The following is a 13968-nucleotide window of genomic DNA, read 5'->3' as shown; positions in this document are numbered from 1 at the left end:
ACGAGTCATGCGCCTCAACGTCTCCGCCTGGGCGATCCGGAAGCCGCTGCCTTCGGTGGTGCTGTTCCTGGTCCTGATGATCCTCGGGCTGGTGAGCTTCCGCGCCCTGCCGATCACCCGGTTCCCGAACATCGACATCCCGATCGTCTCGGTGACGATCACCCAGTCGGGCGCGGCGCCGGCCGAGTTGCAGACCCAGGTCACCAAGTGGGTCGAGGACTCGATCGCCGGGGTGAAGGGCGTCAAGCACATCCTGTCGACCATCACCGAGGGCATCTCGACCACCACGATCGAGTTCCGCCTGGAGGTGAACCAGGATCGGGCGACCAACGACGTCAAGGACGCCATCGCCAAGATCCGCCAGAACCTGCCGCGGACCATCGACGAGCCGATCGTCTCCCGGGTCGAGATCGCCGGCCTGCCGATCATGATCTACGGCGCCTCCGCGCCCGCCATGACGCCCGAGGACCTGTCGTGGTTCGTGGACGACGTGGTCGCCCGGGGCCTGCAGAGCGTGAAGGGCGTCGGCGGCGTCGAGCGGCTCGGCGGCGTCGCCCGGGAGATCCGGGTGACGCTCAAGCCCGACCGGTTGCTGGCGCTCGGCATCACCGCGGCGGACGTGAACCGGCAGCTGCGCCTGACCTCCGCCGACATGGCGGGCGGTCGCGGCGAGGTCGGCGGCCAGGAGCAGTCGATCCGCGCGCTCGCCGCCTCGGCCAGCCTCGACACCCTGGCCAAGACCTCGATCGTGGTGCCGGGCAACCGCAAGGTCAGGCTCGACGAGCTGGCGACCTTGTCGGACACCGCGGAGGAGCCGCGCACCTTCGCGCGCTTCAACGGCGAGCCGGTGGTGGCCTTCGCGGTCTCCCGGGCCAGCGGTGCCAGCGACGCCGACGTCTCGGTGGGGATCGCCAAGAAGATCGCGGCGCTCCACGAGGCCAATCCGGACGTGCGCTTCGACCTGATCGACACCAGCGTCGTCAACACCATCGGCAACTACCACTCGGCCATGATGGGCCTGATCGAAGGCGCGGCCCTGGCGGTGGTCGTGGTGCTGCTGTTCCTGCGCGACTGGCGCGCGACGCTGATCGCCGCGGTGGCGCTGCCGCTCTCCGTGCTGCCGACCTTCTGGGTGATGAGCGCGCTGGGCTTCTCGCTCAACGCCGTGAGCCTGCTGGCGATCACGCTGGTCACCGGCATCCTGGTGGACGACGCGATCGTGGAGATCGAGAACATCGTCCGGCACATGCGGATGGGGAAATCGCCCTACCGCGCGTCGCTCGAAGCCGCCGACGAGATCGGGCTCGCGGTCATCGCCATCACGGCGACGATCATCGCGATCTTCTCGCCGGTCTCGTTCATGGGCGGCATCGCCGGCCAGTATTTCAAGCAGTTCGGCCTGACCATCGCGGCCGCGGTGTTCATGTCGCTGCTGGTGGCGCGGCTGATCACGCCGCTGCTCGCCGCCTACTTCCTGCGCGACCACGGCCCCGACCACACGACCGACGGGGTCGTGATGCGGGGCTACACGCGGCTGGTGGCGTGGTCGGTGCGGCACAAGTTCATCACGCTGATCCTCGGCATCGCGTGCTTTGCCGGCTCGATCGCCTCGACGGGCCTGCTGCCGGCGGGCTTCCTGCCGGCGGAGGACCAGGCCCGCACCCTGTTCGTGCTGGAACTGCCCCCGGGCGCCCGGTTGCCCGACACGGTGAAGCTCAGCGACGCGATCGAGCAGAAGATCCGGGCGCTGCCCGAGGTGAAGAGCGTGTTCGTGGACGGCGGCCGGCAATTGCCCGGCAAGAAGGAAGTGCGGCTCGCGACGCTGACCATCAACCTCACGCCGAAGAACGCCCGCGCGCGCACCCAGAAGCAGGTCGATGCCGAAGTCGCCGCGATCCTGCGCGAGGAGCCCGACATCCGGTTCTGGGCCCTGCGCGAGAGCGGCCAGCGCGACATGGCGCTGATCATCGCCGGCCCCGACAAGGCCGTGGTGGCCGATGTCGCGGCCAAGCTCCAGCGCGAGGCCGCCCAGATCCCGCACCTCGTCAATGTTATGTCGACGGCGCCGCTGGACCGGACCGAGATCCGTATCCGCCCCAAGCCCGGGGTCGCGGCCGATCTCGGCGTCTCCACCGACACCATCGCCGAGACCGTGCGGGTCGGGACGATCGGCGACATCGGCATGAACCTCGCCAAGTTCAACGCCACCGACCGGCAGGTGCCGATCCGGGTGCAGCTGCCCGATAGTCTGCGCGGCCGGCTGTCCGAGCTCGAGACCCTGAAGGTCCCGGTGAAGGGCGGCGCCGCCGTTCCGCTGGCGACGGTGGCCGATATCAGCCTCGGCCAGGGCCCCACCGGCATCGACCGCTACGACCGCTCGGTGCGCGTCGCCATCGAGGGCGACATGCAGGGCACCGACGCGCTGGCCGAGCTGATCGGCCAGGTCATGAATCTGCCCACCGCCAAGAACCTGCCGCCGGGCGTCACGATCAGCCAGACCGGCGACGCCGAGGTGATGGGCGAGGTGTTCGAGGGCTTCGCGCTCGCCATGGGCGCCGGCCTGATGATGGTGTTCGGCGTGCTGATCCTGCTGTTCGGCAACTTCCTGCAGCCGCTCACCATCCTGTTCTCGCTGCCGCTCTCCATCGGCGGCGCGATCCTGGCGCTCTTGATTTGCCACATGCCGATCTCGATGCCGGTGGTGATCGGCATCCTGATGCTGATGGGCGTGGTCACCAAGAACGCGATCATGCTGGTCGACTTCGCCGTCGAGCAGATCCGCGCCGGGGTCGACCGCACCACCGCGATCGTCGATGCCGGCCGCAAGCGCGCCCGGCCGATCGTGATGACCACCATCGCGATGGCCGCCGGCATGGTGCCGTCCGCCATGGCGTTCGGCATCGGCGGCGAGTTCCGCGCCCCGATGGCGGTGGCGGTGATCGGCGGGTTGATCGTCTCGACCGTGCTGTCGCTGGTGTTCGTGCCGGCGATCTTCGTGCTGATGGACGATCTCTCGCGCCTGCTCGGACGGCTGTTCGGCCGCTTCGTGGGCGAGCGCGACGACCCGCAGGACGAGCCGGGCTACAGCGAGGCGCGGCATCCGGCCAATGACGGCCGGGCGCTGCCGCCGCGGATCGCCGCGGAATAGGTTTTCAAGCAGGCGCCGCCGCATTGCGCACGGCCCCGCGATGGGCTGTGACTCCGGTCGACGAATCAACAGGGACTCGCGAAACAATGTCGGGTGGTCACGGGGCGATCGAGGGCTCGAACAAGCGCGTGGCGCTGCTGATCTCGATCCTGGCTTTGTTCCTCGCCTTCAGCGAGACCCTGGGCAAGGCCGCCCAGACGGAATCCATCGGCTCGAACGTCGAGGCCGCCAACCAATGGGCCTATTTCCAGGCGCGCACGATCCGCTCGACGGTGCTCAAGACCGCCGACGAGGCGCTGGCCCTGATGCCGCCCGGCCCGAACCAGGACGCGATCGCGGCCAAGCGCGCCGAGTGGGCCAAGACCCTGGCGCGCTGGGAATCCGAGCCCGCCACCGGCGAGGGCCGCAAGGAGCTGACCGCGAAGGCCCGGGCCTCGGAGGAGCGGCGCGATCTGTCGCTGCTGCGCTACCACCATTACGAATTGGCCTCGGCGGCCTTCCAGATCGGCATCGTCCTGGCCTCGGCCGAGGTCATCACCGGCATCGCCATCCTGGTCTTCGCCGGCGGTTTTTTGGGATTGGCCGGAGCGGCGTTGCTCGGGTTCGGCTACCTTGCGCCGCATGCGCTGCCGTTCTTCCACTGAAGCATCCCCCCGAAAGACAGGTATCGTCTGCCGGGGCGTGACTCTAACCTGGTCATGGGCACGCCCGGCGTGAGGCCTTAGCCTGTTGTCACTGCTTTACCGGGGGACGTTGCACGATGGCCGACAGGGACGACGAACAGCAAGGGCCCCTGACGCGGATCGCCAGTGGGATCTTCCTCCACACCGAGCACACGATCTACGCCGCGCTGGGCCTGCTCCTGGCGATCACCGCGCTCACCGCGCTGATCGATGCCGCCGGGCTGACCTGGGAGGCCCTGCGGGCGCTCGGGGGTGCCGAGAAGATCCTGGAGGTGATCGACCGGCTGCTGTTCCTACTGATGCTGATCGAGATCCTGCACACGGTGCGGGTCTCGATGCGGTCGGGCAAGCTGACCTGCGAGCCGTTCCTGATCGTCGGCCTGATCGCCTCGATCCGGCGGGTGCTGGTGATCACCCTGCAATCCTCGGAGATCACCCACGCCAAGGACTGGTCCCAGGAGAAGCAGGCTTTGTTCAACGCCTCGATGATCGAGCTCGGCGTGCTGGCCGGCCTCATCCTCACGATGGTGCTCGCGATCTTCATGCTCCACCGCGCCCGGGACGACGGCAAGCCGGCGGGCGACGAGACCACGAGCAGCGGGAGCTGACGGCGGCATCGAGACCGAGAGCGAATCGACTGCAAACGCATGTCCTGCGTGCTACCTTCGATTCCATGAGCCTCGTCTCCCTCGACACGCTGGCAATCGCACGGAAGCTTCAGGCGGCCGGTTTTTCGGACGTCCAGGCTGAGGCTATGACCGGTGTCCTGCGCGACGCCCACGAAGCCGACCTGTCGACGCTGGTGACCAAGGTCGATCTCAAAGCCGAACTCGGCCTTCTGAAATCTGAGCTTGGTACGGACACCGCGTTGGTTCGGTCCGATCTCAATGCGGAATCCGCACTTTTGAGATCGGAACTCAAGTCAGAGATTTCCCTCGTGCGCTCGGATCTCAGAACCGAGATCGCCGACACGAGGTACGAAATCCTGAAGTGGGTGCTTTCGGCGATCGGCTTCCAGACGATCGTGGTCGTCGGCGCGATCGTCGCGCTGACCAAGAGCCCGCACTGAGCGGCCCCTTCAATTCAGCCGCAGGATCGCGGCGTTGAGCAAGGTCGCGAACGCCACCCAGGCGCCGTAGGGCACGAGCAGCCAGGCCGCAACCCGGTCGAACCGCCAGGACAGGCGGATGGTCCACAGCACCATGACCAGCAGCATCGCCACCACGATCAGCCCGGCGCCGATCGCGTGGGCGCTGAAGAACACCGGCGTCCAGGCGGCGTTCAGCGCCAGCTGGACCAGGAAGGCGGCCAGCGCCAGCCACCAGCCCTCGCGGCTCGGCCCGGTGCGCGGCATGGCGCCGAGCAGCCGCCACAGCGCGACGGCGATCATCGTGTAGAGCAGGGTCCAGGCCACCGGAAAGACCCAGTTCGGCGGGTTGAAGAACGGCTTGTTCAGACCCGCATACCAGCCCGGGATCTCGGCCTGGGTCGCGGCCGACCCGATCGAGGCGGTGATCATCACCGGCACGATCGCGGCCGCCAGCCGGAGCCAGCGCGGCAGGGCCGGACGGACAGGGACTTGTGTCGCGGCAAGCATCGTCGGTCGTTCTCCGCTCAAGCATCATCCCGAAAGATGGATGCCGGCCTTCGGGCAAGAGGATCCAGGGTCAGGGCGCAGGTTGCAGGGGCCCGTGCGCCGTGGCACGCGCCTGCTTCCATCCGCCGGAATCGCCAGATGTCAGACCCTAACGCGCCTCACCGGGATACGGATACCGGCAACGGTACGCCGACCGGGTTCTCCCGCCGCAGCCTCGCCGCGCAGGCCATGGGCCGGATCGAGCCCGAGACCCGCGCGGTGGTGATGCCGCTGCACCTCTCCACCACCTTCATCCGCGATCCCGACAACGGCTACTCCTCGGGCTATTGCTACGCCCGGCCCGACAACGCCACGGTGCGCGAGGCGGAAAGCGTCCTGGCGATGCTGGAGGGCGCGCAGGCCGGCGCCCTGCTGTTCGGCTCCGGCATGGCGGCGGCGACCGCCGTATTCGGCGCCCTGGAGCCGGGCGACCACGTCGTCGCCGGCACCGTCATGTACTGGGCGCTCAAGCGCTGGCTGCGCGAGGAGGCGCCCCGGCGCGGGCTGGGCCTGACCTTCGTGGATACCGACGACACCGCCGCCCTGCGTGCCGCGATCGAGCCCGGCCGGACCAAGCTCGTCTGGATCGAGACCCCCGGCAACCCGCTCTGGACCGTGACCGACATCGCGGCCGCCGCCGAGATCGCCCACGCGGCCGGGGCGCGGCTGGCGGTCGATTCCACGGCGGCCTCTCCGGTGCATACCCGCCCGCTGGAGCTCGGCGCCGACATCGTGATGCATTCCGGCACCAAGATCCTGAACGGCCATTCCGACGTGGTGGCGGGCGTGCTCGCCGGAGCCAAGGCGGACGCGTTCTGGGAGCGGATCCGCGGGATCCGGGCCGGGAGCGGCGGGATCCTCGGCCCGTTCGAGGCCTATCTGCTGATGCGGTCGCTGCGGACCCTGCACCTGCGGGCGGCGGCGCAATCGGCCGGCGCCCTGCAGCTCGCCGAGCGCCTGAACGGGCATCCACTTGTGAGCCACGTCCTCTATCCGGGCCTGCCCGACGATCCCGGGCACGCGGTGGCGCGCCGGCAGATGCAGGACGGCTTCGGCTTCATGCTGTCGATCCGGGTGACGGGCGGCGAGGCCGGGGCGATCGCCACAGCGGCGCGGGTGCGGCTGTGGAAGCGCGCGACCTCGCTGGGCGGCGTCGAGAGCCTGATCGAGCACCGGGCCTCGGTCGAGGGGCCGGGTAGCCCCTGCCCGCCGGACCTGTTGCGCCTGTCCACCGGTCTCGAGGACACCGAGGACCTGTACGGCGACCTCGACCAAGCGCTGCGCAGCGCGCATGGAGACTGATGAGCGCGCGTGGTGCCGAAGGCCGTCCTGGCGCGTTGTGCCGGCAAATCCGCCGGCGACCATCGCCACAGACCGCGAGCCTGACGACCATGCCCGTCCCCTTCCGTGCCTCCGTCCCCGGGGCGCTCGCGCTCCTCGCCCTGGCCCTCGCCTCCGGATCCGCCCGGGCCGACACGGTGCCGAACCTCGACGTGGAGACGACCTGCAAGTCGGCGCAGGTCGCCAACACCTCGATCAGCGACCAAGCCAACTACGACGGCTGCCTCCGCTCCGAGCGCGAGGCCAAGCGCGAGGCCGAGAGCCACTGGGGCAGCTACACCTCCGCGGCCAAGCGCCAGTGCGAGAACCAGTTCAAGGCCGGCGGCTACCCGTCCTATGTCGAGATGGTGACCTGCCTGGAACTGGCCTCCGGCTCCGTGCCGACCCAGTCCGGCCAGGGCGGTACGGCAGTGGGCGGCCCGGGCTCGCCCAAGGACGTCAAGGCGCAGCGGGAAGGCGGCGCCAGCATCACCAAGGAACCGCCCGCGACCCAGCGCACGAACCCGATCGAGGTCCTGGAGAACAAGTAGGCTGCGGCGACGCCACCCGGCGTCAGGATCGCACGCAGCTGAACGCGGCCGTCACGTAGGGGAACGCGACGACATCCTTGCCGGCGAGTTCGGGGGCGTCGGCGACGAGCGCCCGCACCGCCGCAGCGATGCCTGCGCGCTCCGGGTCCGGCAAGGCCGCGATAAAGCTCACTGAGAAGGTGCGGTCGACGATCACGGTTTCAGGCGCCCCGCGATGCGCATGCGGCCAGTGGCATTCGCGCAGGGGGCCGAAGCCGGGAGCAGGAAACAGGGTCCGCCACGCGCCGGTGCGGTAGCGCGGCGCGCCGCCCTCGTGGGGATCCGTGATCCGCGACAGAGCGGCGACCCAGGATACCGACTCGTCGCGCGCGTTCCAGATTAGACCAAGCCGGCCGCCGGGGCGCAGGACCCGGGCTATCTCGGCAAGTGCCCCTGCATTGGCGAACCAGTGGAAGGATTGGGCGCAGACGACCGCGTCGAGGCTCCCCGAGTCCAGCGGGATGGCCTCCGCGGTCCCCGCATGCACGGCCATGTCGGGATGCTGGATCGCAAGTTGCGCGCGCATCGCGGCGACCGGTTCCACCGCCACAATCGTCGCGCCGGTCGCCCGCAAGTAAGGCAGGAATTTGCCGGTGCCCGATCCGAGATCGAGCACGGAACGACCCGGGCGAAGATCCAGATCCGTGGTGAGCTAGTCTGCCACGGCCGCGGGGTAATCGGGCCGGCCCGTGACGTAGGCGGCCGCCTGTGCATTGTAGCCGCCCGCGGCAGCTCGATGAATTTCGGATTCGCTGTCTCGTGGCATGCCCCGGATGCTCCGTGAATCTGCGCAAACGCCTGCGCCGCCATGCTATGCGCCTGGACGAGCCCTTTCCAATCCCAGCCCCGCCGGATCCGTGAACGCCCTCGCCATCATCGCCCCGATCTTCGGGATCGTCCTGATCGGCTGGGGCGCGGCGCTCGCGGGGCTGCTCTCCGACAAGGTGAGCGACGGCCTGTCGGAATACGTCTTCGCCGTCGCGGTGCCGGCCCTGATCGTCGCCACGCTGACCCGGCCGGGGATGACCGGCGAGATCGCCTGGACCTACTGGGCCGCGTATTTCGGCGGGGCCGGCCTGTCCTGGTTCGTCGGCACGCTGATCGCAAGGCGGCGGGCCGGGATCGAGCGGCGCGGCGCGATCCTGCACGGCTTCGCGGCGAGCCAATCGAACACCGTGTTCGTCGGCGTGCCGATGATCCTCCAGGCCTACGGCGAGGACGGCGCCTTCCCGCTGTTCATGCTGCTCGCGGTCCATCTGCCGCTGATGATGGGCTGCGCGACCTTCCTGATCGAATCCGATTCCGGCCTGCCGGTGCTGGCGCGCATCCGCGGCCTCGCCCTGGTGCTGCTCAAGAACCCGATCTTCGTGGCTCTGCTCATCGGCATGGCGATGAAGAGTCTCGGCGTCACCCCGACAGGCATCCCCAAGGCCCTGATCGACGCCTTCGCCGGCACCGCCTCGACCTGCGCGCTGGTGGCGCTCGGCGCCGGGCTCAAGCGCTACCGGGTGCTGTTCGACCTGAAGGGTGCGCTGGTGATCGCGAGCCTGAAGAACCTGCTGCATCCGCTGGCCGTGTGGGTGCTCGCCTTCCACGTCTTCGCGATGCCGCCGGCTTATGCGGGCGTCGCCACCCTGTTCGCCGCGATGCCGGTGGGGATCAACGCCTACCTGCTGGCGGCCCGCTACCGGACCGAGACCGGGATGGTCGCGGCCTCGGTGCTGGTCTCGACCCTGATGGCCCCGCTGACGACGCTCCTCTGGCTGACGATCCTCGGCCGGGCGTGACGCTCGAAGCCCAGCGTCACCGGGCGCGTTGGACCGCAGGCCGTGTGGGTCTAGGGTGACGCCAAGCGCGGGGCCGAAGCCCGCCACACCCTGCAGGCGAGGAAATCCCATGAACGCTCCGATGCGCCCCCCGGGCAGCGCCTCCCCGTCGGCCCCGGCCTCTGCCCGCTTCGTCTGGGAGGACCCGTTCCTGCTGGACGACCAGCTCACCGAGGACGAGCGGGCGATCCGCGACGTCGCCCAGAGCTTTGCGCAGGAGCAGCTCCTGCCCGGCATCGTCGAGGCCTATGCCGAGGAGAAGACCGATCCCGGCCTGTTCCGGAAGATGGGCGAATTGGGCCTTCTCGGCGTGACCCTGCCCGAGGAATACGGCTGCGCCGGCGCCTCCTACGTCGCCTACGGCCTGGTGGCGCGGGCGGTCGAGGCGGTGGATTCCGGCTACCGCTCGATGATGAGCGTGCAATCCTCCCTGGTGATGTACCCGATCCACGCCTACGGCTCGGAGGAACAGCGCCAGAAATTCCTGCCGAAGCTCGCCTCGGGCGAGTGGATCGGCTGCTTCGGCCTGACCGAGCCGGATGCGGGCTCCGATCCCGCCGGGATGAAGACCAAGGCGGAAAAGATCGACGGCGGCTACCGGATCTCGGGCGCCAAGATGTGGATCTCGAACGCCCCCTTCGCGGACGTGTTCGTGGTCTGGGCGAAGTCCGACGCGCATGACGGCGCGATCCGGGGCTTCGTCCTCGAGAAGGGCATGACGGGCCTCTCCGCCCCGACCCTGAAGGGCAAGCTGTCTTTACGCGCCTCCACCACCGGCGAGATCGTCATGGAGGGCGTCGAGGTCGGCGAGGACGCGCTGCTCCCCAACGTTTCGGGTCTCAAAGGTCCGTTCGGCTGCCTCAACCGTGCGCGCTACGGCATCTCCTGGGGCGCCATGGGCGCGGCCGAGGATTGCTGGCACCGGGCGCGCAACTACACCCTGGAGCGCAAGCAGTTCGGCCGGCCGCTCGCCCAGACGCAATTGATCCAGAAAAAGCTCGCCGACATGCAGACCGAGATCACGCTGGGCCTCCAGGCCTCGCTGCGGGTCGGGCGGCTGATGGATGAGGGCCGGATGGCCCCGGAGATGATCTCGCTGATCAAGCGCAACAATTGCGGCAAGGCCCTCGACATCGCCCGCACCGCCCGCGACATGCACGGCGGCAACGGCATCATGGGCGAGTACCACGTGATGCGCCACGCCCAGAACCTCGAGACGGTCAACACCTACGAGGGCACCCACGACGTCCACGCGCTGATTTTGGGCCGCGCGCAGACCGGGCTGCAGGCTTTCTTTTAAGACTTGGGGACGGAGCCCCTCCCCCGCCCCGTCACCTCTCACCCACCCCCTCATCCTGAGGTGCGGCGCAGCCGCCTCGAAGGAGCCCTCCATAAATCGCGGGGCTGGCTGGAGGGCTCCTTCGAGGCCTCCACTACGCTCCGGCGCCTCAGGATGAGGGCGCGGGTGGGATAGGAACGGTGTCGGTAGGAACGCCGCTACTCCCCACCCTCCTCCCCGCCCAGCGACCATTCGAGCACCCGCGCCAGGTGGTCGTAGGCGCCGTACTGGCTGGCATATTGCGGGTAGGGCCGGGCCGTGTAGGCGGCCTCGCCGGTGAGGAAGCGGGCCACCAGCCCCCTCAGGCGGGTGGCGTGCTCGGCCACGATCGCGTCGACGCTGCGCTCCTCGCCGCGCGGAGGCTTCACAGGGGCCGGGACGAACGGTTTCCGACCGCCCGAGGCGTGGACGTAGAGCAGGTCCGGCGTCGTCTTCACCGGCGGCAGGCCGTCGAAGGCGCCGTGCATCAGCATCGCCGCCTCCAGGGTGAGCTGCGGCGAAAACCCCGAAAAGATCATCTTCGCCGAGGGCGGCGTGCCAGTCTTGTAATCGACGATGCAGGCGCTGCCGTCCGGGCGCATCTCGATCCGGTCGGCCCGGGCGCGCAGGGTGAAGCTCTCGCGGCCTAGGGGGATCACCCAGCGCCCGGACACCTCCGGGTGGATGCGGCGCAAGCCGGGCCGGCGCTGCGCTTCCCAGGCGAGATAGGCGCCGGCCATGCGCTCGTAGCGCGGCCACCACTCGGCGTAGAGCTCCGGATACTCCGCTTCGATCGTCGCGAAGGCGTTCACGGCGAGGTTGAGCAGGCGCTGCTCGGGATCCTGGGGCAGGTCTTGCGGATGGCGGCTGGCAAATTCAGCGAAGACGTCGTGGACCAGCGAACCGCGGGTGGCGACGCTCGGCGCCGCCGCCAGCGGCTCCAGGGGATCGAGCCCGAGCACGTGGCGGGCGAAGATGCTGTAGGGATCGCGCACCAGCGTCTCGATCTCGGTGACGCTGAGCGAGCGCGGGAACAGGGCCGGGTCCGGCCGCGGCGCCGGGCGCTTCAGCCGCTTCTCGGGCGGGGCCGCGTCGAGGCTGGCGGCGAGGCCGGTGAAGCGCCGTCCGGCCTCCAGCACCGCCTCCCAGCGGGCATCGCCGGCAAGCGCGCGCAGACGCTGGATCAGGCGCGACGGCACGGTCGGCGAGCCCTCGCGCTTGAGCGCCCGGGTGATCACCGCGTCGCGGCAGCCGAGCGCCTGCACGAAGTCGTGCGCCATCTGGCCGATGCGCCGCTCGGGCGGGTTGAGGCCGACCCGCTCGCGCATCGGCCGGTTGAGGAATGCGTCGGTCAGGGTCCGCACCGGCCAGACGCCCTCGTCGAGCCCGCCGAGCACCACCCGGTCCACCGACAGCAGCCGCGCCTCCAGCAGGCCGAGGATGCGCAGGCGCGGATGCGGCGCCTCGCCGGAGCAGCCGACCAGGCGCTCCCGGGCGAGCGACGTGAAGAAGGTCGCGTAATCGTCGAACCGCCCCGGCATCAGCCCGGGCTCGGCCATCTCCAGATCGTCGAACAGGGCGTCGAGGCAGGACAGGGAGCCGTCCTCAGCCTCCTCGGGGGCATCCTCCGGGCCGTCGAGCAGCCAATCGCAGGCGGCGCGGTGCCGGGCGGCGGTGGCGACGAGATCGCATTCGCCCGCGCCCTCCGCGCCGGGGAACTCGGAGAAGACCTGCTCCAGCCGGGCGAGCAGGTCAGCGGCGAGATCCCAATCAATATCCTTCAGGCGGCGCTTGGCCCGGGGGCGGCGCTCCAGCGGCCCGACCCGCTCGGCCGCCAGCGCATTGCGCAGCCCGGAAAAACCCGGGGCCGGGACGGGGCCGCGCAGCAGCCCGATCTCCAGGGCGGCGGCACCGCGCACCACGTCGGACCGGGGCAGGCCGAGGCGGACCATCGGGTGCGAGAGCAGCGCGATCAGCCGGGCCGGGATTGCCTCGGCCTGGTTGCGGGCGAGGTCGGCGGCCAGCTCCGCGGTGAGCCGGGCGAGCCGCCCCGCCGGGCTTCCGGCGAGCGCCAGCCCGGCCGAGTCCTCGGCGACGATGCCCCAGCGCAGGAGTTCGACGGCGACCCGGCCGGCGAGCCCGCGATCCGGCGTGACCAGGGCCGCGGTGGCGCCGCGCACCTGAAGGGTCTCGCGCAGGGCGAGCGCCGCGACCAAAGCCTCCTCACGCTCATCGGCGGCCTCGGCGAGGGCCAGGCCCGCCAGGCCGGCCTCGGCGATCGCGTCGCGCTTGTCCGGGTCGAGATCAGCCCAGGCGTCGGTGGTGTCGGCCGGGCGCAGGGCCTGCGACAGCAAAGCGGCCCGGGCCGCCCGTCCGGCATCGGGATCCCCCAGCGCGACGACATCCGACCGCGACAGGCTGAGATTGTCCGGGCCGAGCAGCCGGTGCAGCACCGCCTGGGGATGTCCGTGGGCGATCATGCGCGAAAAACCCTCGCCGGTGTCGATGCCGGACCAGCCAGCCTCGTCGAGGTCGAGATCGAGCCCGGGCAGCACCACGGCGCCCCGGGGCAGCTTCGCCACGGCCGCGATCAGCCGGGCGGTGGCAGGCACGGAGCCGAGCGAGCCGGCGACGATGACAGGGTCCGTCGGGGCCGTCCGCGCCAGGCGCTGGCCCTCAGCGAGCACGAGGCCGCGGGCGCGGGCGACCGGATCGGACAGGCCGCGCTCGGCCAGGAGCTTGGGCCAGTTCTCGGCGGCGATCTTCACGAAATCCAAGGTCAGGCCGAAATAGCGGGAATACTCGGCCTCGACGGCGGCGCCGATCTCCGACCAGGGCAGGCCCTCGACGGTGAGCGCATCCATCAGCCGCTCGAGATCGCCCGCGAGCCCGACCGCGTCCGCGGGGGAGGACGGCACCAGGAACGGCACCTCGGCATCCAGCGGCAGCAGCGTGCGGTCCACCGACTTCGCCCAGGCCTGGACCAGGCGGGCCAAGATCAGCCGGCGCTCCAGGGGCGGCATCGGCGTGCTGAGCGGATCGTTGTCCTCGAGCAGCGGCTCGGAGGCGAGGTCGAGCTCCGCCTCGTCGGCCTCACCCAGGGGGATCATCCGGGGCAGCAGGGCCGCGTAGCCCGGCGCGCCGCGCTCATGCGCCCGGCGGCCGAGCCGGTCGGCGAGGATGGCGCCCAGCGCCCGCGCCGCTCGCCGGGTCGGCAGGTAGATCGTGACCGCGGCCAGCGCCAGCGGATCCTCCGCCACCGGCCCGACCAGCCGGCCGGACAGCAGCGCCTCGGCCAGCGTCGGCAGGAACGGGACGCCCCGGGTGATGGTGAAGACGGCCTGCCGGTCTGACATGGAGCGCCTTGTACGCGCGCGCGAAGGACCGGGACAGGGGCGTGCGACGCTGGCGAGCGATGACACGCGCCGTCATTGCGAGCGCAGCGAA

11 protein-coding genes are annotated in these 13968 nt (G+C 70.2%); 8 read left to right on the top strand and 3 right to left on the bottom strand.

Features of this window, described 5'->3' with window-relative positions:
* The first annotated feature begins 7 nt into the window (after positions 1-7).
* From MKL09_RS27650 to MKL09_RS27635, 4 genes are all read left to right on the top strand, one after another.
* Positions 8-3148, top strand: a complete 3141-nt coding sequence (locus MKL09_RS27650; protein ID WP_244025180.1) for an efflux RND transporter permease subunit — start codon at positions 8-10, stop codon at positions 3146-3148.
* A gap of 86 nt (positions 3149-3234) precedes the next feature.
* A complete protein-coding gene (locus tag MKL09_RS27645) occupies positions 3235-3792 on the top strand; it encodes a DUF4337 domain-containing protein (protein ID WP_244025179.1) in 558 nt (185 codons plus the stop codon).
* Between the two features lie 116 nt (positions 3793-3908).
* Positions 3909-4439, top strand: a complete 531-nt coding sequence (locus tag MKL09_RS27640) for a phosphate-starvation-inducible PsiE family protein (RefSeq protein ID WP_244025178.1) — start codon at positions 3909-3911, stop codon at positions 4437-4439.
* Between the two features lie 65 nt (positions 4440-4504).
* Positions 4505-4900: a CCDC90 family protein gene (locus tag MKL09_RS27635; protein WP_244025177.1), complete on the top strand. Its 396-nt coding sequence runs from the start codon at positions 4505-4507 to the stop codon at positions 4898-4900.
* A gap of 9 nt (positions 4901-4909) precedes the next feature.
* On the opposite strand, the gene MKL09_RS27630 is transcribed toward MKL09_RS27635, so the two are convergent.
* On the bottom strand, positions 4910-5428 hold the full coding sequence (locus MKL09_RS27630) for a TspO/MBR family protein (RefSeq protein WP_244025176.1): 519 nt from the start codon (positions 5426-5428) through the stop codon (positions 4910-4912).
* A 138-nt stretch (positions 5429-5566) separates the two neighbouring features.
* On the opposite strand from MKL09_RS27630, the gene MKL09_RS27625 reads away from it, so the two are divergent.
* Positions 5567-6769 carry a trans-sulfuration enzyme family protein gene (locus MKL09_RS27625; protein WP_244025175.1) on the top strand — a complete coding sequence of 401 codons (1203 nt, stop codon included), beginning with the start codon at positions 5567-5569 and terminating at the stop codon, positions 6767-6769.
* A gap of 89 nt (positions 6770-6858) precedes the next feature.
* Positions 6859-7338 carry a hypothetical protein gene (locus MKL09_RS27620; protein WP_244025174.1) on the top strand — a complete coding sequence of 160 codons (480 nt, stop codon included), beginning with the start codon at positions 6859-6861 and terminating at the stop codon, positions 7336-7338.
* Between the two features lie 22 nt (positions 7339-7360).
* On the opposite strand, the gene MKL09_RS27615 is transcribed toward MKL09_RS27620, so the two are convergent.
* The gene (locus MKL09_RS27615) at positions 7361-8017 is read right to left on the bottom strand and encodes a class I SAM-dependent methyltransferase (protein ID WP_279606157.1); all 657 of its coding nucleotides are present in this window, start codon (positions 8015-8017) and stop codon (positions 7361-7363) included.
* 217 nt (positions 8018-8234) lie between these two features.
* On the opposite strand from MKL09_RS27615, the gene MKL09_RS27610 reads away from it, so the two are divergent.
* Positions 8235-9164, top strand: coding sequence for an AEC family transporter (locus MKL09_RS27610; protein WP_244025172.1), 930 nt, complete (start codon positions 8235-8237; stop codon positions 9162-9164).
* A 109-nt stretch (positions 9165-9273) separates the two neighbouring features.
* Entirely contained in the window at positions 9274-10503 is a 1230-nt protein-coding gene (locus MKL09_RS27605) for an acyl-CoA dehydrogenase (protein WP_244025171.1), read from the top strand.
* A gap of 197 nt (positions 10504-10700) precedes the next feature.
* Here the strand turns inward: MKL09_RS27605 and addB are convergent, their stop codons facing one another.
* On the bottom strand, positions 10701-13877 hold the full coding sequence (gene addB / locus MKL09_RS27600; RefSeq protein WP_244025170.1) for a double-strand break repair protein AddB: 3177 nt from the start codon (positions 13875-13877) through the stop codon (positions 10701-10703).
* Between the last annotated feature and the right edge of the window lie 91 nt (positions 13878-13968).

The sequence above is a fragment of the Methylobacterium sp. J-048 genome, from assembly GCF_022829515.1.
Lineage (GTDB): Bacteria > Pseudomonadota > Alphaproteobacteria > Rhizobiales > Beijerinckiaceae > Methylobacterium.
Note: the sequence above shows the minus strand (reverse complement) of the source record. Positions and strands in the feature narration are given on the sequence as shown.

What these genes read in the sequence shown, in the direction of transcription:
- MKL09_RS27640 (WP_244025178.1), top strand. Translation starts at nt 3,909, where the DNA reads ATGGCCGACAGGGACGACGAACAGCAAGGGCCCCTGACGCGGATCGCC.
- MKL09_RS27630 (WP_244025176.1), bottom strand. Translation starts at nt 5,428, where the DNA reads ATGCTTGCCGCGACACAAGTCCCTGTCCGTCCGGCCCTGCCGCGCTGG.
- MKL09_RS27645 (WP_244025179.1), top strand. Translation starts at nt 3,235, where the DNA reads ATGTCGGGTGGTCACGGGGCGATCGAGGGCTCGAACAAGCGCGTGGCG.
- addB (WP_244025170.1), bottom strand. Translation starts at nt 13,877, where the DNA reads ATGTCAGACCGGCAGGCCGTCTTCACCATCACCCGGGGCGTCCCGTTC.
- MKL09_RS27650 (WP_244025180.1), top strand. Translation starts at nt 8, where the DNA reads ATGCGCCTCAACGTCTCCGCCTGGGCGATCCGGAAGCCGCTGCCTTCG.
- MKL09_RS27625 (WP_244025175.1), top strand. Translation starts at nt 5,567, where the DNA reads ATGTCAGACCCTAACGCGCCTCACCGGGATACGGATACCGGCAACGGT.
- MKL09_RS27605 (WP_244025171.1), top strand. Translation starts at nt 9,274, where the DNA reads ATGAACGCTCCGATGCGCCCCCCGGGCAGCGCCTCCCCGTCGGCCCCG.
- MKL09_RS27620 (WP_244025174.1), top strand. Translation starts at nt 6,859, where the DNA reads ATGCCCGTCCCCTTCCGTGCCTCCGTCCCCGGGGCGCTCGCGCTCCTC.
- MKL09_RS27635 (WP_244025177.1), top strand. Translation starts at nt 4,505, where the DNA reads ATGAGCCTCGTCTCCCTCGACACGCTGGCAATCGCACGGAAGCTTCAG.